The organism is Halobacillus sp. A1 (genome assembly GCF_024189295.1).
Classification (GTDB): Bacteria; Bacillota; Bacilli; order Bacillales; family Halobacillaceae; genus Halobacillus_A.
Genome location: NZ_JAIZEN010000004.1, coordinates 213,420 through 234,241, shown reverse-complemented (window position 1 = coordinate 234,241; position 20,822 = coordinate 213,420). Strand labels below are relative to the sequence as shown.

The 20,822-nt window shown below is 42.5% G+C and carries 18 protein-coding genes and 1 riboswitch; of the genes, 5 read left to right on the top strand and 13 right to left on the bottom strand.

Features of this window, described 5'->3' with window-relative positions; translation table 11 throughout:
- Positions 1-31: 31 nt before the first annotated feature.
- The 4 genes from LF817_RS06720 to LF817_RS20385 form a co-directional block, all read right to left on the bottom strand.
- Positions 32-1,495 carry a glycoside hydrolase family 32 protein gene (locus LF817_RS06720; RefSeq protein WP_253935012.1) on the bottom strand — a complete coding sequence of 488 codons (1,464 nt, stop codon included), beginning with the start codon at positions 1,493-1,495 and terminating at the stop codon, positions 32-34.
- 80 nt (positions 1,496-1,575) lie between these two features.
- Positions 1,576-2,070 (bottom strand): PTS sugar transporter subunit IIA, encoded by a 495-nt coding sequence (locus LF817_RS06715; protein WP_253935011.1) that lies wholly within the window; start codon positions 2,068-2,070, stop codon positions 1,576-1,578.
- 137 nt (positions 2,071-2,207) lie between these two features.
- On the bottom strand, positions 2,208-3,395 hold the full coding sequence (gene megL, locus LF817_RS06710) for a methionine gamma-lyase (RefSeq protein WP_253935010.1): 1,188 nt from the start codon (positions 3,393-3,395) through the stop codon (positions 2,208-2,210).
- 157 nt (positions 3,396-3,552) lie between these two features.
- Positions 3,553-4,803 (bottom strand): EAL and HDOD domain-containing protein, encoded by a 1,251-nt coding sequence (locus LF817_RS20385; protein WP_253935009.1) that lies wholly within the window; start codon positions 4,801-4,803, stop codon positions 3,553-3,555.
- Positions 4,804-5,769: 966 nt separating this feature from the next.
- Between LF817_RS20385 and LF817_RS06700 the strand changes: the two genes are divergently transcribed.
- Both LF817_RS06700 and rarD read left to right on the top strand, forming a co-directional pair.
- Positions 5,770-7,362 carry an FAD-dependent oxidoreductase gene (locus LF817_RS06700; protein WP_253935008.1) on the top strand — a complete coding sequence of 531 codons (1,593 nt, stop codon included), beginning with the start codon at positions 5,770-5,772 and terminating at the stop codon, positions 7,360-7,362.
- Between the two features lie 106 nt (positions 7,363-7,468).
- A complete protein-coding gene (gene rarD, locus LF817_RS06695) occupies positions 7,469-8,371 on the top strand; it encodes an EamA family transporter RarD (RefSeq protein ID WP_253935007.1) in 903 nt (300 codons plus the stop codon).
- 127 nt (positions 8,372-8,498) lie between these two features.
- Here rarD and LF817_RS06690 read toward each other — a convergent pair whose 3' ends face one another.
- Entirely contained in the window at positions 8,499-9,443 is a 945-nt protein-coding gene (locus LF817_RS06690; RefSeq protein ID WP_253935006.1) for an NAD(P)/FAD-dependent oxidoreductase, read from the bottom strand.
- 418 nt (positions 9,444-9,861) lie between these two features.
- Here LF817_RS06690 and LF817_RS06685 point away from each other — a divergent pair, with 418 nt between their 5' ends.
- A complete protein-coding gene (locus LF817_RS06685; protein WP_253935005.1) occupies positions 9,862-10,707 on the top strand; it encodes a TetR/AcrR family transcriptional regulator in 846 nt (281 codons plus the stop codon).
- A gap of 933 nt (positions 10,708-11,640) precedes the next feature.
- Here the strand turns inward: LF817_RS06685 and LF817_RS06680 are convergent.
- The 3 genes from LF817_RS06680 to LF817_RS06670 form a co-directional block, all read right to left on the bottom strand.
- Positions 11,641-12,099, bottom strand: coding sequence for a hypothetical protein (locus LF817_RS06680; RefSeq protein ID WP_253935004.1), 459 nt, complete (start codon positions 12,097-12,099; stop codon positions 11,641-11,643).
- Positions 12,100-12,114: 15 nt separating this feature from the next.
- A complete protein-coding gene (locus LF817_RS06675; protein ID WP_253935003.1) occupies positions 12,115-13,332 on the bottom strand; it encodes an NAD(P)/FAD-dependent oxidoreductase in 1,218 nt (405 codons plus the stop codon).
- Between the two features lie 139 nt (positions 13,333-13,471).
- Entirely contained in the window at positions 13,472-13,669 is a 198-nt protein-coding gene (locus LF817_RS06670) for a DUF2188 domain-containing protein (RefSeq protein WP_253935002.1), read from the bottom strand.
- A 154-nt stretch (positions 13,670-13,823) separates the two neighbouring features.
- A riboswitch (SAM riboswitch) is annotated at positions 13,824-13,935 on the top strand.
- A gap of 99 nt (positions 13,936-14,034) precedes the next feature.
- Here LF817_RS06670 and metX point away from each other — a divergent pair.
- Positions 14,035-15,108: a homoserine O-acetyltransferase MetX gene (gene metX, locus LF817_RS06665; protein WP_253935001.1), complete on the top strand. Its 1,074-nt coding sequence runs from the start codon at positions 14,035-14,037 to the stop codon at positions 15,106-15,108.
- The gene (locus tag LF817_RS06660) at positions 15,098-16,072 is read left to right on the top strand and encodes a homoserine dehydrogenase (protein WP_256558207.1); all 975 of its coding nucleotides are present in this window, start codon (positions 15,098-15,100) and stop codon (positions 16,070-16,072) included. The genes metX and LF817_RS06660 overlap by 11 nt, the downstream gene beginning before the upstream one ends.
- Before the next feature lie 48 nt (positions 16,073-16,120).
- Here the strand turns inward: LF817_RS06660 and LF817_RS06655 are convergent, their stop codons facing one another.
- From LF817_RS06655 to rpiA, 5 genes are all read right to left on the bottom strand, one after another.
- Positions 16,121-16,831 (bottom strand): hypothetical protein, encoded by a 711-nt coding sequence (locus LF817_RS06655; protein WP_253935000.1) that lies wholly within the window; start codon positions 16,829-16,831, stop codon positions 16,121-16,123.
- Positions 16,832-16,923: 92 nt separating this feature from the next.
- On the bottom strand, positions 16,924-17,760 hold the full coding sequence (gene kynA / locus LF817_RS06650) for a tryptophan 2,3-dioxygenase (RefSeq protein ID WP_256558206.1): 837 nt from the start codon (positions 17,758-17,760) through the stop codon (positions 16,924-16,926).
- 16 nt (positions 17,761-17,776) lie between these two features.
- Entirely contained in the window at positions 17,777-18,421 is a 645-nt protein-coding gene (locus LF817_RS06645; protein ID WP_253934999.1) for a DUF4166 domain-containing protein, read from the bottom strand.
- Positions 18,422-18,494: 73 nt separating this feature from the next.
- A complete protein-coding gene (locus tag LF817_RS06640; RefSeq protein WP_253934998.1) occupies positions 18,495-20,021 on the bottom strand; it encodes an RQC-minor-2 family DNA-binding protein in 1,527 nt (508 codons plus the stop codon).
- Positions 20,022-20,105: 84 nt separating this feature from the next.
- Positions 20,106-20,807 carry a ribose 5-phosphate isomerase A gene (gene rpiA, locus LF817_RS06635; RefSeq protein WP_253934997.1) on the bottom strand — a complete coding sequence of 234 codons (702 nt, stop codon included), beginning with the start codon at positions 20,805-20,807 and terminating at the stop codon, positions 20,106-20,108.
- Between the last annotated feature and the right edge of the window lie 15 nt (positions 20,808-20,822).

Below are 20,822 nucleotides of genomic sequence, written 5' to 3'. Positions count from 1 at the left end.
AGTAACATATCTACTGTTTCCTTAATCATTATCACTCGTAAACATATCCGCTTAACTTCCATTGTTCGATGGAAAATGTCGTTTCTCCAAGAGAGGTGAATAAGATGTCTTCATCTTCAGGCTGTGGAAACATCCGGCTTGTAAATACCTCCTTACCTCCATTCACAAAAATTTCTATAGACGAAGTATCGATTAAAATATGCAGCTTGTTCAGCTCCTCATGTAACACAGTCCGTCGGAACTCTGTTTGACTTTTGTCTTCTAGATGCGGTCTGGATAAAGTAAGGGTTCCGTCCCTTTTTGTATAACTGAACGAGATATAATGGAAGAGCTCAATCGCAAACTGGTCATCAAGCTGTTCAAAATCTATCTGGAGTTCAATCGGCCTTCCTTCAATGCCTCTTATGGCCTTTTGGTCATTTTCAATCGTAATCTCAGAATGTAAGAGGACTGCTTCTCTCATCTCCTCTAATTCTGGAACGGGGCTTTGTATAATTTGCTCTCCATTCCATTCTAGTACACGCGGCACAGTGAGGCAGTGGATCCATTTGCTGCTGACAGTCGGATGGGACTGTTCCATTTGTTCAGGGACTCCCATCCAGCCAAACATGATTCTTCTCCCTTTATTATCTATGAAAGTCTGAGGAGCATAGAATTCAAAACCACGATCCAATTCGACAAATGCTCCATGTTCAAGACTGGGTTCAGTAAAAGACAGCTCTCCCGCAAAGTAGCCCGTTTGGTAGGTGTTGTTGTATTTCATTCCATCTGGCTGAAGGCCTTGTGGTGAAACTAGCAGGATATCGGTGCCGTCCAGTTCAAACACGTCTGGACATTCCCACATATAGCCGAAATCGCCCAGACGATTTTCATTGGACCCGGCAATTGGTCCAATGAACTCCCACTGAAGTAAATCATCTGATTCATACATGAGGACTTTTCCTTGTGAGTTTTGATTTTTCGCTCCTACGACCATATACCACTTCTGCTCTTGTTTCCATACTTTAGGATCCCTGAAGTCGCCAGTATACCCATCAGGCACGTGAATGACAGGTCCTTTTTTCTCAAAATGGACGCCGTCTGTGGAGGTGGCGACACATTGATATTCCTCCTGATCACCCTTATCATTAAACACATTCCCTGTATAAAAAAGGTATAATGTATCTTCATGAGAAACAGCGCTGCCCGAGTAACAGCCGTCTTTGTCGTACCATTCAGAAGGAGCAAGCGCGATTTCCTCATGCTTCCAATGAACTAAATCCTTTGATATGTAATGACCCCAAAATTTCTCTCCGTGATCTGGTTTAAAAGGCATCCATTGATAAAAAAGGTGATACTCCCCTTTCCACTGAATCAGTCCGTTCGGATCGTTCATCAAACCTACAGGCGGCATATGATGGAAAGAAAGCCGGTAAGGATCTCCACTTACTGTAGTTTCATGTGTAACGATTTCACTCATTGCTTGCTGACGAAGTGCTGTATCTTTATCAGACATGTTGACCTCTCCTTCATTCAAGTCTTTCATATGGTAAAAGAACCCAACGTCACGTAACGTCAGGTTCTTTTATAGTGCAATTATTTAGTCTGTAGTTTGATGATATGAGTCTCTCCAGCATTGGCCGTTTCGCTGTAAGTAGGTTCAAAGCTTTCTACAATATCATCATAGTTCGTGATGACAATCGGAGTAATCGTGCTTTTAGCTTTTTCTTCTACAAGAGCTGTATCAAACGTGACAAGTTTATCGCCCGCCTTGACTTGATCTCCTGTAGTGATGTGCCCTTCAAAGCCTTCTCCTTCCATAGCTACGGTTTCAAGACCGATATGGACAAGCACTTCAACACCAGATTTCGTTTTAATACCTACCGCGTGATTGGTAGGGAATAATTGTACGATTTCTCCATCTACCGGGCTGACAACTTCTCCGTTCGTAGGCTCAATAGCTACACCGTCCCCCATCATACGTTGACTGAAGACAGGATCTGGAACTTCATCAAGGGATACTACTTTGCCGCTGACAGGGGCAACGATTTGTTCTTCTACACTTTTTTTACCGAATAGCTTTTTTAACATGATCATCATCTTCCTTTCGTAGTTATAAACTTGGGTTCTTTAAGATATAAACTGAATACTCTTCACTTTCCCTTAAAATATAACAGTAAACCTTATCATATGTAGGGCCGGCAATCTCATCCAGCCCGAGGGAGTCATCATCGTTTATGCGCACACCCTTCTAGTGCCTGCAGAAGGTCGAACCAAATATCCTGCCAGGCTTCCAAACCGACGGAAAGCCTTAAAAGTGAATCATTGATATCCATAGCTTCGCGATCTTCTGCAGGAATAAGAGAATGAGTCATTGTGGCTGGATGTTGAATAAGTGTTTCAGCATCTCCTAGGCTAACAGCAATCCTGACCAATTTCAATTGATTCATCAGCTGCTGCGCATCGCCTTTATCCCCCTTCAATTGAAAAGATAATACGCCTCCCCCCTGCGACATTTGCTTATGGGCGAATGATGAATCTGGATGATCTTTATCGGTTGGGTAGTTTACCTTCTCAACACGCGGATGCTGCTTCAATTTTTCAACAATATTCACTGCATTACTGCTATGCCGGTCCATCCGGATAGGCAAAGTTTTCATGCCCCTGATCAACAGCCATGCATCCATCGGAGCCATAATTCCACCGTAGTCTTTTTGTGCGGTTTGAGCCAGTTCCTGAATATATGAACGTGATCCGGCGACGACCCCGCCAATCACATCTCCGTGTCCGCTTAAATACTTTGTGGCACTATGAACGACTATATCGCATCCCAACCTAAGCGGCTGCTGCAGGTAAGGGGAAGAGAATGTATTATCCACCACTACCTTAATCCCATACTCATGAGCAATATCAGCAGTCCGCGCCAGGTCTATCAGTTTCATCGTAGGATTAGCAGGTGATTCAATGAATAAACATTTAGTATTCGGCTGGATCATGGAACGCAGCTGCTGTTCATTCCTCATGTCACAAAAATCGTGGGAGATTTGATATTTTTCTTTTAATAATTTGAGTAATCCAAAGGTGCAGCCATAGATTCCGTTCGAGCAGATCATATGGTCACCAGTACTCGTAAGAGATGTGAATACAGCTGATATGGCAGCCATACCCGATGCAAAAGCAAGTCCCATCTCTGCTCCCTCGGCGACGGCGACTTTTTCCTCAAAGACTTTGACCGTCGGATTACTAAGACGAGAGTAGATATATCCACCTTTTTCACCGGAAAACCTCAACGCTCCTTCTTCTGCATCCGGGAATGTAAAGGTCGAGGTTTGAAAAATAGGTGTCGATAAGCTTCCGTGATAGGGCTCTTCCCGAGTCCCTCCATGAATGAATTTAGTATCTGGTCGATAATCCATCAAAGATTCCTCCTTCCCTATCATCCTATGCAGTAGAATTACATTCTTTCTTCGCACAACAAAATAGAAGAAAGATCCTCTATTAAAGAAAGAGGAAAAGAGGGAAGGTCATCTGCTTATCTAAAAAAGACGCACGATCTAATGAGCCGCAACTCATCTAGGAACTTAGCTCTTCTAACGTCAAATGATTGTTATACAATTGTTCTGTCCAGGCAATGGCTTGACCAAAAATTTCAAGCAGTTCACTCAGCGTAATCTCTATTCCTTGCAGTTTATGCTCTAATTCATCAAAATCAGCTTTCTCTATTGCAATGACAAGATCAAGAATAAAACGATGGCTGTTTTCCTCTCCGCTCAGTGCTTGTTTAATGTTTGAATCCAGCGGCAAATTGGAGATAACTTCTTCAGTCGGTCGTTTCACCATAGCATCTACAGCGGACATTAATCCTGTCAGGAAATATTCTTCTATCAGGTGACTCTTTCCGATACTGACTCCGATTTGTTCACACATTTTAGCGCGCTGCAGGCTTGACTTCATCATTTCCTTTGATGCAGGAGCTGGTCCGCCCTCTTCGACAGTAAAAACGTACAGCCATTTTTTTAACGGGTCCACACCTAAAATAGTGACCGCCTGCCTTATGGACTGAATAGGCTCTGATAATTCTGCTGAAAAATTAATGATCCTGAGCAGTTTATATGTAAGTGTCAGATCTCCTTCAAATATTTCAATTACTTTTTCTAAGTCAATCCCATCTTTGTCTGCCGACAGCTCTTTCAAAACTTGAAAGTAGGATGATCCATATAAAGGGAGATCCTCAGCAGATAAAACAACTGGCTTGCTGTAATAATAGCCCTGAAACAGATGGAAACCTTCCTTCACACATTGAAGATGCTCTTCCTTTGTTTCAACTTTCTCTGCTAACAAAGTGATTTTTGCTGCTTTCGCTGTCTGAACAAGCTTCACTCGCATCTCCGGGCACGTCTGCCTTATATCAACCTTAATGATATCTACATAAGATAAAAGCCCTTCGATATCTGTCTGAGCGATACTCATCACATCATCAAGCGCAATTGAAAAGCCTTTTCTCTTCAACTCCCGGCATACTTTAAGCAAATCGCCTGTCCATGACACATCCTCGAGTATTTCTACAACTAACGTACGGGGATCGAAGTATTCGGGGATTTTTTTCATTAAAAGATCCTCCGTAAAGTTGATGAAACAAGGGCGATTATGAGACAGCCTTTCAAGACCGATCGTAACGAAGCTGTTGATCAATACTTCTTTCGTTGCCTTATTTCCATCTGTGGGAGGGAAGTTATTTTCTTTACTGTTACGATAAAGCAGTTCAAAACCGTAGATTTGATCGTCTACATCCAAAATCGGCTGCCTTGCTACGAACACTTCCACTATCCTTTTCCCCTCCTCTTGCACTCTTTATGTAAGGCTTTATTAAAGTTCCGTGTTGATATTCATATAAGCTCCCTATTCTTGAAGACTCATTTTCGAGATACCGGACTATTTCCGTTATTATGGACAGCGTTTAGAGCTCTGGGAAATCACTCGCTTTCCGTGGGAGCGCGGTGAGTCTCCTCGAGCTAACGCTCTGCGGGGCCTCACCAAGCACTTTGTTCCCACAGGAGTCTCGCAATTTCCCAGAGCTCTTTGCGATCATTAGTAGAAACGGAAACTCTTATGACAGGACTTCAGCACCTAAGAACACTGAAAAAATTAATTATGTAGTTTTTCACTCAGAACATGGTTACTGGTAGTGAGACACATCACCTCCATCCATCTAGTGTGTCATAACCCAACGTAAGTGGTTTTTCTCTCCTTAATTAATCGATAGAGATGAGTACCACGCATGTTCCAATTGTTTACGGCAATGCCCCTTCAAGTAAAACGAAATTTGATAGTAGCATACTGATTGTCTTAATATAGGTCTCTTATTAATAAACTTGAGGCAGAATACAATATTTTCATTGGGCAGAAATAGGGAAGTCACACTTTTTTAACAAGAGGGTTCGTTTCTCACTTCTATCGTATGGGGTTGTTGGGAAGCTGCGAGACTCCCGTGGGAGAAGGATGTAGGCGAGATCCCACAGGGCTGTAAGCCCGAGGAAGCTCGCCACTTCCCCCACAGGAAAGCGAGTAGCTTCCCAACAACCCCTGACTCTCAATACGGCAACGAACCCAGCTTATCTCAAAATCAAGTCTCCGCAATCCTGCCATATTGCTGAATAACTCTCTATCAACAAACACCTTTAACATCGCCTTATGTAAAAGTATACTCCATACAATGTCATCAACAAATCCCTTACATGAATTTCCTTCTATTGGACAAACTGAAAAAAAGTGACCCTTAGGAGGTTGTTTATGGATAACAAATTAGATTGGACACACCCCGAACCACTCTGGAACAAAAATAGCAAACTGCCTTCTTTTGAGCCCTTAAGTCAATCCATCCGAACAGATGTCGTCGTTGTAGGGGCCGGAATTACAGGAATCACCACCGCCTATTTACTGGCAAAAGAAGGAAAGAACGTCACTTTAATTGAATCAAGTTCCATTCTAAATGGAACAACTGGTCATACCACGGCAAAAGTGACAGCGCAGCACGGACTGATTTACGACGAGCTCATCAACCACTTCGGAGAAGAACATGCCGCGCTGTACCTGCAGGCGCAAACTGATGCGATCTCTTCTATGGAAAAAGATATACAGGAGCTTAATATATCCTGCCAATGGGAAAGACAACCTTCAATATTGTATGCAACGACTGCAGAAGGAGCCCAGAAGCTAGAAAAAGAACGGGAAGCTTATAGAAGACTAGGAGTCGCAGAAGAATCTATTACTGACCTCTCATTTTCAGTTGATGAGACGGGTGTACTGCCGATGGGCAATCAGGCACAATTTCACCCTCTTCTCTATTTATCGTCTATTCTCGAAGAGTTCTTAAATTTGGGTGGCCAGGTGTATGAACAGACTACAGCTGTGAAAGTTATTGAAGGAGAGAACGTCCTTGTAAAAACCGACCAGGAAGCAGACGTAACGTGTGACCAACTCGTTATTTGTACGCACTTCCCTTTTCATGATGGTAAAGGATTCTACTTCAGCCGCATGCATGCTGACCGCTCCTATGTGATTGCTATTGAGCCTGAGAATGAGTGGAAAGGCGGTATGTACTTATCCGTTGATGAACCTAAGCGATCCATCCGCTCCATCGAATTTGAAGGGAAGACCGTTTTATTGATTGGCGGAGAAAGCCATCGGACGGGAGAGGGTGGAGACAACTCCTTCCACTACCGGGCACTGGAAGAATTCGCGAATCGTACCTTTGGGATTAAAACCAAACTTTTCCAATGGTCTTCGCAGGACTTGACGACATTGGACAAGATTCCATACATTGGGCCTATACGTAAAAACAACAAACAAGTGTACCTGGCAACCGGCTTCAGAAAATGGGGAATGACGAACAGCCGGGTCGCTGGTGAATTGCTCACTGACTATATTATGGGCAGGGAATCTCTCTATCACGGAGTATTTGCACCGTCCAGATTCAAAGCAGATCCGAGCATTAAAGAGTTCATGAAAAGCAATATAGATGTCGCTTCTCATCTAGTCGAAGGAAAGTTAGAGCTCGTCGGAACTAGACCCGAAGCTCTGCTTAAAGGTGAAGGAGCCGTTATTCAGTGGAAAGGCGAACGAGCGGGTGCCTATAAAGATGAGAACGGAGAACTTTATGTGCTGGACACTACCTGTACGCACATGGGGTGTGAAGTCGAGTGGAACAGTGCAGAACATAGCTGGGACTGCCCATGTCACGGTTCACGCTTTTCCTATGACGGTCATGTTATGGAAGGGCCTGCTAAGCAGCCGCTGAAGAAGATTGCTTACAGCGATACCAATGAAGTGCGGCACATTCCTGAGTCTGATGAAGTAAATGAAGAACAAACCGATCAACAGTAAAGACGCTGACTCCAGCGTCTTTTTTTCCATTCTAATACATAATCCTTTCCTTCACTTCTTTAGATGGCTAAACTAACATTAAGAAGTGAAGAAAGGATTTTGACTTATGCGAGATGAAAATAAACTGGGCGTTCTCTATACTACAGGGGCATATATCTTATGGGGATTCCTCCCTATTTACTGGAAACTGTTGCAGCACATTTCCCCTTTCGAAATTCTTGCCCACAGAATTGTTTGGTCGGCCGCATTTATGATGATCGTTATTCTTTTTTTAAATAAAAGACGCCATTTTATTGAAGAAGCGAAACAGGTCTGGCAGACGAAACGGAGTTTGATCGGAATCACTCTTGCTGCCATCATGATCAGTATCAACTGGCTGACGTACATATGGGGTGTCAATAATAATCATGTTATCGAAGCCAGCTTAGGCTATTATATTAATCCGCTCGTCAGTATTCTTCTCGGCATGCTTGTGCTGAAAGAAACATTTACACGCCCCCAATGGATCGCTTTTTTACTGGCAGGAAGCGGCGTGGTTTACATGACTGTACATTTCGGCTCTGTTCCATGGATTGCCTTATTGCTGGCGTTCAGTTTCGGCATGTACGGTCTACTGAAAAAGTTAGTACCTCTTAATGCTATGTTCGGTTTAATGATTGAAACTTTGATCGTCTCACCAATAGCGATCATATACTTGTTAGGTTTTAAAGAAGCCTATGAACAAGTGGAGTGGTTATCGTGGTCGACTCTCCTCGTTTTCGGGGCAGGTGTCGCTACTGCTATTCCTTTGCTGTTATTTGCTGCAGGAGCAAAGCGGATACCTTTATCAATGGTCGGATTTTTACAATATGTCGCACCTACGATCATGCTCGTCCTCGGTGTATTTTTGTATGATGAGCCGTTTACTGCCGTGCACGCCGTGTCATTTACTTTAATCTGGTCAGGGTTAGCGGTCTACACGTTCTCGCGCATGAAACGATTAAGGAAATATGAAGCAAGAGCGAGTTGATGGGTTTACATAAAAGGAGTGCATCTCAACCAGCTTGTTGAGATGCACTCCTTTTTTTCTTAGGCTATATTGAAGCTTACATTTGATGAATTAGAAAATTGATATTCTGGTTGTATTTTCAGTCTCCCTAAGAGCCAAGGAAAGCACCAGCTGAGTCCCACCCAGATAAATAAGCACTTTCAAATCGAGTACGCCCGGAAGTATCATCTTGTCTAAGAAAAGCATCTCCTGCAGTGAGCAGCCTTTCTCTTACGTGATGATACGAATGCGGAAAAGTCTGAGCAGCTTGAGCATAGCGCCACTTCTTCAATTGTTCAGAAACTAAATCTTCCATTTGAAAAAACCCGCCCGCCTGCTCTTTGATTTTATCCAACACTTCTTCCTCGCCATAGTGTTCGCTGGACCAAGCTGCCGTCATATATACACTGACAATGACTTCATCTGAAATCCCTTTTTTATAATGGTCTACTATTCTCTCCACACCTTCCGGGAGGTTTTTGTCTACATGTCCGGAAGAAGGCAGTATAGTAAAATTTCTAAACTGAAAGATCCCTACATAAGTAGGCTGGAAGTCGATACTCTGTAAGTCATCCAGAGAAAAGCCGCTTCTTTCCAACAGTTCTACGGTCTGCGGTACCGGAATTGTGATTAACACCCCTTCACATTCCCACTCCTCCTTATCTTCCGTAACTACTGTATATTTCGCCCCCTCATTCACAATGTGAGAGACCATGCTTTCGAGCTTTACATTCAGTCCTTGAGCAAGCTTTTTAGCCAGTCCATTCATTCCATTCACAGAGGTGTACCTCGGATAATCCTCCCCGAACCAATGCTTGATCCAGCCTTTATTCAGCCAATCGGCTGCTTCCTTTTTCAGTTCATTTGACCTCACAGTAAAAAATTGCGCTCCATGATCAGCTTTTCCTTTGGCTACACGCCTCGTAGCCAACCTTCCTCCCACGCTTTTACTTTTATCAACCATCAAAACGCGTTTGCCTTCTGATTCCAGTCTTCTTGCGGCAGTAATTCCTGTTAACCCCGCACCGATAATTATGATATCGTGACGTTCCATTAAATGGCCTCCCTTCCAACTCTTACAAAAGCTTTCCCTTTCCACAAAAAAAGAACACCTTATAAGATCAACGACAGATCGGCATTACATACAATTTGCTGACCTTGTTCCAATATATCATTCACCACTCCTACGGGTGCGGCTCCTTGAAATACAGCTGCAACACTTATGAAGGAGTTTCAATAACCCGAATTGTTTCTAGTTTCATATTTAATCCTGCGTATAAACCTGCTATGGTTATACTAATCGTGATTAACTATACAGTACTATTATTATTCATTGAAAAATTAATAACCTGCTTCATTTATTCGCCTTTCCGCGATTGACTATCCCATCACATCAACAAGACGCATAGGGCCAATCAGTCATTTATCGTGTTGGAAGATACAAGGTTATTATTATATAAGGAGCTTATAATATGGAAGATAAAGCCATACTCATCATCGAAAATGCTATCAAACTTTTTGCCAAGAAAGGGTACAGCACCACTTCTGTACAAGAAATCGCGAATGAATGCGATATTTCAAAAGGGGCTTTCTACTTACATTTCAAGTCTAAAGATGCCCTGCTGTTAGAGGTTTTCAATCATTATTCAAGACAAATCCAGCTAAAATCTGATGAAATACAAGCTACGGATTTAGATCCTCGCACGAAATTCGTCAAGCAACTAACAGTGACGTACCAGGAAATCATCAAGCACCGTGATTTCATCATCATGCAAATCCGTGAGCAAGCTATTCCCTTCAATAAAGATATTGAAGATTTTATGCAGCACATGCGTTTTAATTCGTATTTATTCTACAAAAGAAACCTGCTTGCAATTTATGGTAAAGAAATCGATCAGACCATATGGGAAGTGACATTATTAATGCAAGGGATGTTCAAAGCCTATCTCGATTTAATTATCATCGAAGGTGTGGAGCTGGATGTGGAACAATTATGTGAATCCATTTTAAGACGCGCTGACTACCTTGTGGAAGGATTCAATCGAACCGGTGACAAGCCAGTCATAAATGATGACATTATGAACCGTGTAATTCCAGATGATTATTATTACAACCAGCTCTACACGATTGTGGAAACCTTAAGAGAAATGAAAACAGATACTAATGAGGATATAGAAGTAACGATCAGCGTACTGCTTGAAGAGATCCAGAAGGAACAGCCGCGACTAGCAGTTATAAAAGGTATGCTTTCAAACCTTGAGGAAGAAGATAGGTTCAAAGGGGTAAGCGGACAGATTCGCACCTTTTTCCAAATTTAATAGCGTGCCTGCAAAGTATAATTCGTCAACATAAAATGTTTTATTAAATATCGGCATCAGAAAAGAGAGAACTTGTGTAATTGATATAGAGAGAGTTAAAAATATGGCAGGATATTAGAAGACTTGATTTCGAGATAATCGAGGGTCGTTGCGAGTTTGCGAGTCAGCGGATGTTGGGAAGCTACTCGCTTTCCTGTAGCATTTTTGTTTGCTGTTCAGTCATCGGGATGAGTGGAAGGTGGTTTTAGGAATGGACTCGCTTTCCGTGGGAGTGCAGTGAGCTTCCTCAGGCTGCCGCCTTCCGGGATCTCACCAGTCACTCTCTTCCCACAGGAGTCTCGCCCATTCCTAAAACCACCTCATTTAAAGTGAGTGACGGAACTAAGAAATGAGAAGAAAAAACTCTCTTGTACCAACGTTTCCCGCCGACCCTCACTACAGATATAGAAGTGCTTCTCTAAATCACCTGGATAAGAACTTTCTTACTAATAGTGAGGCATTAAACTCCAGTGTCTCGCTGGTTATCATTCAACAGTTATTTTTTTTCGAAGTACCGCTTAAGTTGTTTCCGTTATCCTCAAAAGAGAAAAAGGTCCGGGAAATGGCGAGTCTTGTGGGACACATGGTCTTATCTAATATTTTCAATCAGTAACTACTATTTTAAATTTGGTGTAGTTTTGACCACCTTTCAATCGGATGGTGGCTTTAGAAAACGGTGAGACTCCTGTGGGATGTACATGGTAGGTGAGATCCCGGAAGGCGAAGCCTGAGGAAGCTCACCACATGCCCACGGAAAGCGATCCGTTTTCTAAAGCCACCATATTCTCATACAAACATCTCGAAACTGAGTCTTCCACTATAGGTAGCTTTAGTTGAAAAACGTAAATAAACATTTAAAGGGCCCAGTCCGCTTTCGACTGAGCCTTTTTGTATTCATTCCTCTTCTTCATCTTCAACGATTTCATCCAAGATTGGATAAACTGCCTCTACCCCTTCTTGAGCAACAAGACAAGCTGCCCCTAAAGGCGTCGACCAAAAAGAGTCTGGGATATAAGGGTTTTTCAAGCCGGCGGGCTGGAATAGCGATCGGTATATTCTGTTCAAATGCCGTTCGGTTTCTTGGAGATCTAATTCTTTCTCCCCTCGAGCCAACAGGAAAACATAACGCATCGATTGAAATAAGTTATCGCCCGGCATAAAGGTATATTCCTTGAAAAATTTCAGCTGTTTTTCAGCTTCTTCCTTCAATCCTGTATTCACCGCTAAATCATCCAAATGTCCATGTAAGTGTCGATAAACTTGTTGAAAAATTCTGCGCTTCTCATCCTGCATCACTTTATCAGTATAAATGTCCTGCAGTTTTAAAAAGGCTGCTTCCTTTGTCCACTCCATATAACTCCCTCGCTTTCATGAATATTGAAATCCAAAGTTAACCGCTTCATGTTCCGCAGATCCATACAACTCGGGAATCCCTTTAGAATGCTCTTTCAGAAGCCCAGGCAAGTGGGGCACAACTTTGTTCCATACCATCGGATTAGCAGCCATCGCCTGAAAAAGAGCCTGTTCATTATTCGTCCACGCCCGGCGTGTCTGGATATAGTCCAAAGTCAGTCGATAACCTGGCCCCAATTTTTCATCACGTCTCTTTTGAAAAGCTTGCAGTGCCTCTTTCCAATCGGTCCCTTCCTCCCAGGATTGAATGGCGTCCGCTAATTGGAAAGCTTGCATGAGAGCATCATTAATACCTAATCCTGTGCTTGGGTCTTTGCTGTGGCCTGCGTCACCTACTAACGCCCACCCGTTGCCTCCAGTCTGCCTGAAGAAATTAGGTACGCCCGTAGTACCGATGATTTTCCCTTGAAGGACAGCCCCATCAAGTCTTTCTTTCATTCCATAAAACTGCTTGAATGTCTTCTCAAATAAGTGAGGGTTCTTAGCAAACTCCTGGAACTCATCAGGAAGGATCTCAAGCCCCAGACAATCCATTGCCGGCTCCATAGGAAAAAGGAATCCGATGCGCCCTTCATTTAAGAAAATTTCTGTTGTCGGTTCCATCAACGGCCTTACGTGTTGATAGTAACCGTAGAATACTGGTCTTACGGCTGAATGCTCCCCGTAGACTTCAGCTTCCGCCCACTTAGCTACCTGAGAATTTCTCCCATCCGCTCCGATTACAAGGGCAGTTCTCAGCTGATGTCTTTCCCCTTTTTCGTCTACAGCCTCTACGCCCGTTACTCTACCTTCATCTTTGAGCAACCCTACAGCCTGATATCCTTCTCTAAGTTCTACCCCGGGAAATGACGTTGCTTTCTGCAGGAGCACATGATCCAGGTGATCACGTCTAGGAATAAGTGTATAGGAATGCCGTGGTCCTTCAACAAAACTATCACCAATATATGTACGCATCCGTTTGATTTTTCTTAAGCCCGAAGCCTCCACTTCATCCAGTACGCCCAGCTGCTCTAAATAATGGACGTTTGATAAATGGTGTGTTGAAAGAGTATCACTCGGAAAAGAAGCTTTATCCAGAAGAAGGACCTGCTTTCCCATTCTCCCTAATAAAATCGCTAAACTTGATCCAGCTACTCTCGCACCTACGATAATGACATCAAATTGCTGCTTCATCCTGTGCCCACCCTTAAGATTGTTATGTTCAGATTAACGCTTTTCAAGTGAATTATCCAGAACTAAGGCTGCATCCCGCCAAATTTTCGGCCGAAAAAAAAACTCCCAACAATGGGAGTTTTTCTAAGCTGTTTCAATTTTAGTATTTGATCTCTTCTTCCACTTCGTGGTTCTGATCGAGAACTAAAATACGGCTTGGCTTGTTTTGCTCAGCCATTTCTTTAGCTTTTTCTAAGGCCGTATCTCTTTCATCGTACTCATCTGTTGGAGCGATATCCTCTATTTTTACGATCCAGCCTGTTACATCTTTATTTGGTGCTACACTATATTCCTTCATATAATCTCTCTCCTTTAACGTTGTCTTACTACGGTTACTTCCCACCAATCCACTCATTCAAACGTCCTGTTCACTTTCACAAATAGTTTGACAATATGTGCTTCTCATTCTATAATTCGAAGCATACCTTTTAAGACACGACCAAACTGAATAACTCTTATCTAGAGTGGCAGAGGGACTAGGCCCTGTGACGCCCGGCAACCTTCAAGCAACGGCTTGAAAAGGTGCTAATTCCTACAGATCTTTGTTGATCTGACAGATAAGAGGAGGAACCTAAATACCAGCCCTCTTCTTATTTAAGAAGAGGGCTTTTTATATGCCATCTTTTCAAATGACGAAATTAAAATAGAGGAGGGAGTCCGACTATGTCCATTAAAAATATTACAAACCAGCAAACTCCCACGAAAGTACCGATCGGGGCTTTCACCTTGGAAAATGGTGACACTCTTACCGATGTTGAGCTGGCTTATGAAAGGTTTGGCCCAGAAGGTGCACCTGTCATTCTCATTTGCCATGCACTGACGGGAAACCAATACGCTGTTGGCTCAAAAGAAAGCCCTGGGTGGTGGAAAGGGCTCATAGGGGACGATTGCCCAATTGACACTACATCCTTCCAAGTCATCACCTTTAATGTCCTGGGAGGGTGCCACGGGTCCACGGGTCCAGCGAGTTTGGACCCTTCGAAGAAAACACCTTACCGTCAGAACTTTCCTAAGGTGAGCATACGGGATATGGTACATGCGCAGCACAAGGCCCTGGACGTTCTTGGAATTAAAGAAGTGCACGCAGTGATCGGAGGATCTTTAGGAGGCATGCAGACACTGGAGTGGGGTCTTCTTTATCCATTCTTCATGAAACAGCTGTACGTCCTTGCTGCCACGCCCTACTTAAGTGATTATGGGATTGCCTTCAATCATATTGGAGCACGTGCCATAGAAGATGATCCAGCTTTCAATGGAGGTTTCTACGAAGACAATGCCCAGCTTCAAGGTTTTGAGATAGCCCGAATGGCAGGTATGGTCACTTATAGAAGCGGAACGCTTTTCCAAAAAAGGTTTGATCGCCATCAGAAAGACTCTCTTTACGACATTCAGTCTTACATGGATTATCAAGGGGAAAAAATCAAAGAGCGTTTTGATGCGAATAGCTATTTATATTTATTAGAAGCAATGAACCACCATGACATCAGCCGAGACCGCGGGTCTTTACAGGAAGCAGCAAAGCAGTTTAAAGCAAAGCTTTATACGATAAGCTTTCAGCACGACTTACTTTACCCAAGAGAGCTGATTGAAACATTCAGCGATCATGTCCCAGGCAGCGAGCACCACCATGTTCTGACTGATTATGGACATGATGGTTTTTTAGTGGAATTCAATCAGTGGGGATCATGGATGCAGGAGAAAATCAACGAAGGAGCAGTGAACCATCATGACAATTAAAGCAGCATTATTAGGATTCGGCACCGTCGGCCAAGGTGTTTATGAAATCCTGGAAGAAAAACAACAAGATTTACAACTTTTACTCGGGCGCCCGGTAGAGGTGGTCGGTATTCTTGTGAATGACATGAACAAAAGCCGCCCGGTCAGAACAGATACACTGGTCACAGACCGGTTCGAACAGATTCTTGAGCAGCAGCCTGACGTTATATTTGAAGCCACCATCGGTCAAGAGCCCGGTTATTCATACATTAAACAAGCATTAAATGAAAAAATTCATGTAGTGACCGCTAACAAAGTGATGTTTGCCGCGCACGGGGAAGATATATTGGAGGTCGCTGATTATCATGATGCCGGAATTGGATACGAAGCGACAACTGCTGCCGGTACACCAATCATCGGCACATTATCCCACCTCCTTCAAATCAACAAAATAACTAAAGTAGAAGCCATTCTTAACGGGACAAGCAACTATATCCTTACGGCGATGCAGCAAGACGGAAAAAGTTTTTCCGAGGCTTTACAGGAAGCAAAAGATAAAGGATACGCAGAGGCTGATCCGGCCAATGACATTGACGGACATGATGCTTTTTACAAGTTAATGATCCTCAGTCAATTGCTCCATAAAAAACAGCCAGTGTGGTCAGATGTTCCTCTTAAAGGCATTTCCCAAATCTCACCTGAAGATTTAACTGAAGCTGCACAAAAAGGGGAAAAAATACGTCATGTAGCCGCGCTGGAGCTGATTAATGGGGAATTGTCTGCTCAAGTGAAACCTGTGTCCCTCCCCGCTTCCCACGGGCTTCACTCCATAGATGGAGTAGATAATGCCATCACCGTTTCAGGCGATTTAGTAGGCTCAGTTACGCTTCGTGGACCTGGTGCGGGGAAACGGACCACCGCCAGTGCAATGGTGGAGGATTCTGTGCGTATTCTTCAATCAGCGCCTATTTATCAACTTCAATAAACGAAGCAAAAAAAATCCTGAGACGAAATTGTCTCAGGATTTTTTTTGTTATTTTTCTTTTAACCATGACTTCTGAACCTCTGCATATTTAGATCTCATCATATCTTCTAGATGTATCTTAGAGATTTTTATCAAATCCTCTTCAGCACCGGAGTCTGAAGGGAGGTGAATTTCAATACGATCACCTTTAAGAGCTACATTTGTGAAATTTTCGGCATCAACCGAAAGCTCCGCACGCCCGCTTAATTCTTCATTCACTAGTTCAGTCAAATGTTTTACGTGCTGCTCATCTTTTGTGAAAATGTCCTCTAATGCAAGCCGCTTCCCTTTCGACTTATCAAAATTCAATACAGAATCAAAATTCACAGGAGAGTTGTCACCTGTAAGAATTGACTGGTTGAATTTCACAACAAAAACATGTTCATCTTCGTAGAGAACATCATAAGACACACTAAATTCATGTGTGACCTCACTGTTTTGTTTTTCATGCGCTTTGTAACTGATTTTTTTGAATTTCTCTTTACTCTGGTTCACAAAGTCGATAATCGACTGATCGATTTGGTCGTTTGGAGTTTGCGGATAATCAATAGACACATGGTACTCTTCAATTCTTTCAGTTTCTTCTTTGGTTGTTATTTCATAAGGTTCTTTTTTTTGAGATGACGAGGCTTTTTGATCATTAGCATCCGCAATGATAAATGAGCAGGCCGTCAGCAGTACTACACTAAGAAGTGATAGATATATATTAAATGAATTCATTTTCTTCCCTCTTTAATCATGATCTTTTCAAATCATAGTGTAACACAAATGTAATAGGGAATTAATAAGTTTGTTATAAACAATCGAATTTTTTATATTTTCGTTCGAACATCCCATAGTTCTGGGAAAAAACGGTGGTCGAGTACTTTTTTCAAATACCCTACCCCCGAAGATCCTCCCGTACCGATTTTATGGCCAATAATTCTTTCTACTGTTTTCATGTGCCTGAATCTCCACTGCTGCAGAGAATCTTCAATATCTACAAGCTTTTCAGCTAATTGGTATAAGTTCCAATATTGATCTGTGTTTTTGTACACTTCTGCCCAAGCCCGTTCCACAGTAGGATCCGATTGATAAATTTCAGTATAATCCCTATTCGTAAGGGAAGGGTTGATTGGAAAACCTGCTTCGACGAGTTTTTCTATTGCTGCATCGTACAAACTCGGGGCTTCATAAGCTTGTTTTAATTCTTCATGTAGTTCACGATCTTTTTCATAAATTTTTATGACGTGCGGGGTTTTATAACCGAGAGCGAACTCGACCATCCGATATTGGTAGGATTGAAATCCAGATGCTTGACCGAGTTTATCCCGAAACTGGATATATTCTGCCGGGGTCAGTGTAGAAAGCACATCCCACGCGTGAATAATCTGAGTCTGAATCGTAGAGACTCGCGATAACATTTTGAAAGCTTCCTGCATTTCACCTTTTCGTATGGAAAGAACAGAGGCCTGTAATTCGTGCAGAATGAGTTTCATCCAGAGCTCACTAACCTGGTGAATGATGATAAAAAGCATTTCATCGTGATGATCAGATAACCGGTGCTGTGAAGAGAGAAGAGGGTCCAGTTTCAAATATTCTCCATAAGTCATCTTCTCTCGAAAATCCGTATGAACATGTTCGTTCCCTTTTGATCCATCTTCTTTCAATATGGTTCACCTCTTTTTAAGTCAGTATCCCCCGGTCAGGAATGTGGTTCGATGTGATCGGCAGGATTTCAGTGTGAACAAGCCCTTCATACATTAAGACCGTTCCGATCATTGGATGTTCAACATGGACGTGAACTCGAAAAGCCTGTTCCTTTTCATCATAGTGCTCATATAAAGAGGTTTGCGGCCCATTAATCGATAAAGAATCCAATATCTTAGTCTTACGAGAATGCATGAGCAGCCCTCCCTCTTTCGTCACATCTACATCCATGACGGTAGATAATAAAGAAGATTTACCTAAACAGTCTACTATGGCTTGTTCTTGTTCATCGTAATACATCGCTGCGTCAAACCCACGAATCGCATATGGGAAAAAGAAGCGGCGGATATAACTCAGCGCCTCCCGCCCGTGATCGTCTTCGTATGCATAATTTTCTAGAGTGAACGGCACCTCTTTCCCTCTTTCCCCAAATATGACGTGGTCTTTTGCGCCGATATTCAAGAAAGGGCGTAACATAAGAGGAGTACCCCTTATTTCTGTCATTCTCCCTTGGCCGAGGACCATAATATTTTGTTGACTTGTAATTCCGAATTTCTTTTGTAGTTCGGGGTGCAGCTGATGAAATTTTTCTTCGAGTGCTAAATGGAAAATCGATTTCATAAATTGTACCTCCCATACGTTCTATAGTGTCTTTATGTAGAAAGGGAGCTGTTGAAGACTCCCTTCCTTTTTGCTACATCACTTCTTCCGCGAATTGACTGATTGAATATCCTTTGCTTTGCTTCATCAGCCAGCCCTGGTTCTCCAGCTGCTTAAATAATCGCTGGATATATTTTTCCGGCCAGTCTGACAAAAGACCAAACCAGCGTGTTTCATGAAGATGAAGCCTGCGGAGTTTATTGGTCGATTTTCCCGCAAGAACTTGTACAAGCGTATGTGCGGGATAATCTGTGCCATAATAATGGATCAGATCAAGCATTTGCTGGACGGATGCATAATCAAGTGATCGATCTTTAATCGTGATGATAATATCATCTTCCTGATAAACGACTTGACTGAGCCTCTCATTTAGTTCTTGTAAAAGCTGGTCCAGTGCAAGATCCATATCTTCTGGTATATTGTCCACCCATTCTTCCACCTGCTTCACCATAGAGACGTCGGCCAGCTTAATATGAGCAAGCCAGATGAGATTGGACTCAAAAGACTCAATAGGCAGATTAGAATGGTTCAATTTTTCATACATATCCAGTATCGTATCACTCGTGACGAATGGCTCATCATGTTTATATCGTTTGATCAAGTGAGCAATCTGTAAAGCTTCGTCCAACTTGTTACGATAAGGAATGAGTTTTTCCTTTAAAAATGTTAATTGCCGCAGCTGATAAAGTAAATCAGTATTCTTATCGGCTATGTCGTTAAATTGTTGATGAATCGTCTTTATTCTTTTTCCAGCTTTTACAGGGTCGAATTCTTCTTCGAGCAGCACTTTATCATGATCAGTGAAGTAAAATAGTTGATAATCACATACCTCACAGTAACAACAAATTTTCTTTTGACCGGAGTGAAACTGCAAATCTTTTTGGTGAGGACAAGTTGTACTTCGACTATTCAGCCATTGATCAGGTAAAGCGCGGAAGGGACGCATGACAATCTCTACCCGGTGCCTCCAAAAGGATACATCCTCTGGATATTTAAGGACGGATAAAAGCGCCGATTGGTTCATGGTTTCTACAGCCTGAATGACGTTTTTCTTTTCGTGAGCAAGTAACACGATAGGATGAGCATGAAAGGAGTGGACGATCCTTGCGAGCCACTCTTCTCTTTCCTCTGAACTGATGTCCGCTATAAACATATAATCATCGATCACTTCACGAACGTGATATTCGAGCTGTTCAGACGATAGTCGCGTGAAGTCGGTTTCATATAGATATTCATCTTTCAAGGGCAGCCCATGTTCTTTAGAAACACTGTTCCAAAGAAAAAATTCAGGTCTGATGAAATAAGGATGAAGCGTCTCATCTTTAAGAAACGAAACTGGCAGCACAGTCTGCCCCTTTATATTCAAAAACAAGTGTAAATTCTTTAAATCCATCTTTTTTTCATTAACATACGTGCCGACTGCTTCATTCAATCTAGAAAGAACACCGCGTTCAAACTTATGTCCGATTGATCGAATCGATTTGTTCTTTTTTCCGATTGGAGTCAGAATGATATGAGGATATCGTTCATCTTCGTACGTTAAATTGACTGGAAGTCCCATAGTGATTCCCCTTTGTGATGGAAGGATATACTTCTATTATAGAAAAAGTATGAGAACATACCAATGATTATTGGATAAATGGGCTCATAAATATAAAATTTCCACGGAATAACCAATGAAGAGGCCCGTTTCTACAACTCCTGGAAAAGATTTTAGTTGTTTCTCCATAGTATGAGGAATGTCTGGGAGTCTTACATCCAAGATTACATTTCCCGCTTCTGTAATGACAGGGCCATCTTTAGCAGCGGCCTTGCGCAAATGTACATAAGCCGGTTCACAATGTTCGATCAATTGCTCTTCAACGAGATGGATCGCCCTCGGGTCCACTTCTATTGGAACTTCAGCTTTTTCTCCCAGTCTCGTAACAAATTTACTTTGATCAACAAGGATATACGTCTTAGGTGAGCTTGCTATGACAAGCTTTTCCATGAACATTGCGCCTCCGCGCCCCTTGATTAGTCTTTTATCACTGTCCACTTCATCAGCTCCATCAAACCCCCAATCAGGCTTGACTTCCGTCAATGAGGAAACAGGGATGCCATAATAGGTACATGTGAATGCAGCTTCTTTAGATGTCGGGACAGCTTTTACTTGCAGCTTTTCCCGGTTCACTTTTTCACCAATAGCCTTAATGGCCAGCATGGCTGTAGAACCGGATCCTACTCCAATGACATCTCCATCTTTCACTTTAGAGCTTACGGCCTCCGCTAATTTTTCTTTTTCAGATCTATTAGATATGTCCCCGAAGTCGAGCGGAGATTCAAATAAAGGATTTTTCCATTTCATTTCTCTCACCTCTTA

Excerpts from the sequence above, each read along its gene's own strand:
- LF817_RS06680 (WP_253935004.1), bottom strand. The coding sequence starts at position 12,099 with ATGGAGTGGACAAAGGAAGCAGCCTTTTTAAAACTGCAGGACATTTAT.
- LF817_RS06715 (WP_253935011.1), bottom strand. The coding sequence starts at position 2,070 with ATGTTAAAAAAGCTATTCGGTAAAAAAAGTGTAGAAGAACAAATCGTT.
- LF817_RS06685 (WP_253935005.1), top strand. The coding sequence starts at position 9,862 with ATGGAAGATAAAGCCATACTCATCATCGAAAATGCTATCAAACTTTTT.
- metX (WP_253935001.1), top strand. The coding sequence starts at position 14,035 with ATGTCCATTAAAAATATTACAAACCAGCAAACTCCCACGAAAGTACCG.
- LF817_RS06690 (WP_253935006.1), bottom strand. The coding sequence starts at position 9,443 with ATGGAACGTCACGATATCATAATTATCGGTGCGGGGTTAACAGGAATT.
- LF817_RS06675 (WP_253935003.1), bottom strand. The coding sequence starts at position 13,332 with ATGAAGCAGCAATTTGATGTCATTATCGTAGGTGCGAGAGTAGCTGGA.
- megL (WP_253935010.1), bottom strand. The coding sequence starts at position 3,395 with ATGGATTATCGACCAGATACTAAATTCATTCATGGAGGGACTCGGGAA.
- LF817_RS06720 (WP_253935012.1), bottom strand. The coding sequence starts at position 1,495 with ATGTCTGATAAAGATACAGCACTTCGTCAGCAAGCAATGAGTGAAATC.
- rpiA (WP_253934997.1), bottom strand. The coding sequence starts at position 20,807 with ATGAAATGGAAAAATCCTTTATTTGAATCTCCGCTCGACTTCGGGGAC.
- LF817_RS06660 (WP_256558207.1), top strand. The coding sequence starts at position 15,098 with ATGACAATTAAAGCAGCATTATTAGGATTCGGCACCGTCGGCCAAGGT.
- LF817_RS06645 (WP_253934999.1), bottom strand. The coding sequence starts at position 18,421 with ATGAAATCGATTTTCCATTTAGCACTCGAAGAAAAATTTCATCAGCTG.
- rarD (WP_253935007.1), top strand. The coding sequence starts at position 7,469 with ATGCGAGATGAAAATAAACTGGGCGTTCTCTATACTACAGGGGCATAT.
- LF817_RS06700 (WP_253935008.1), top strand. The coding sequence starts at position 5,770 with ATGGATAACAAATTAGATTGGACACACCCCGAACCACTCTGGAACAAA.
- LF817_RS06655 (WP_253935000.1), bottom strand. The coding sequence starts at position 16,831 with ATGAATTCATTTAATATATATCTATCACTTCTTAGTGTAGTACTGCTG.
- LF817_RS06640 (WP_253934998.1), bottom strand. The coding sequence starts at position 20,021 with ATGGGACTTCCAGTCAATTTAACGTACGAAGATGAACGATATCCTCAT.
- LF817_RS06670 (WP_253935002.1), bottom strand. The coding sequence starts at position 13,669 with ATGAAGGAATATAGTGTAGCACCAAATAAAGATGTAACAGGCTGGATC.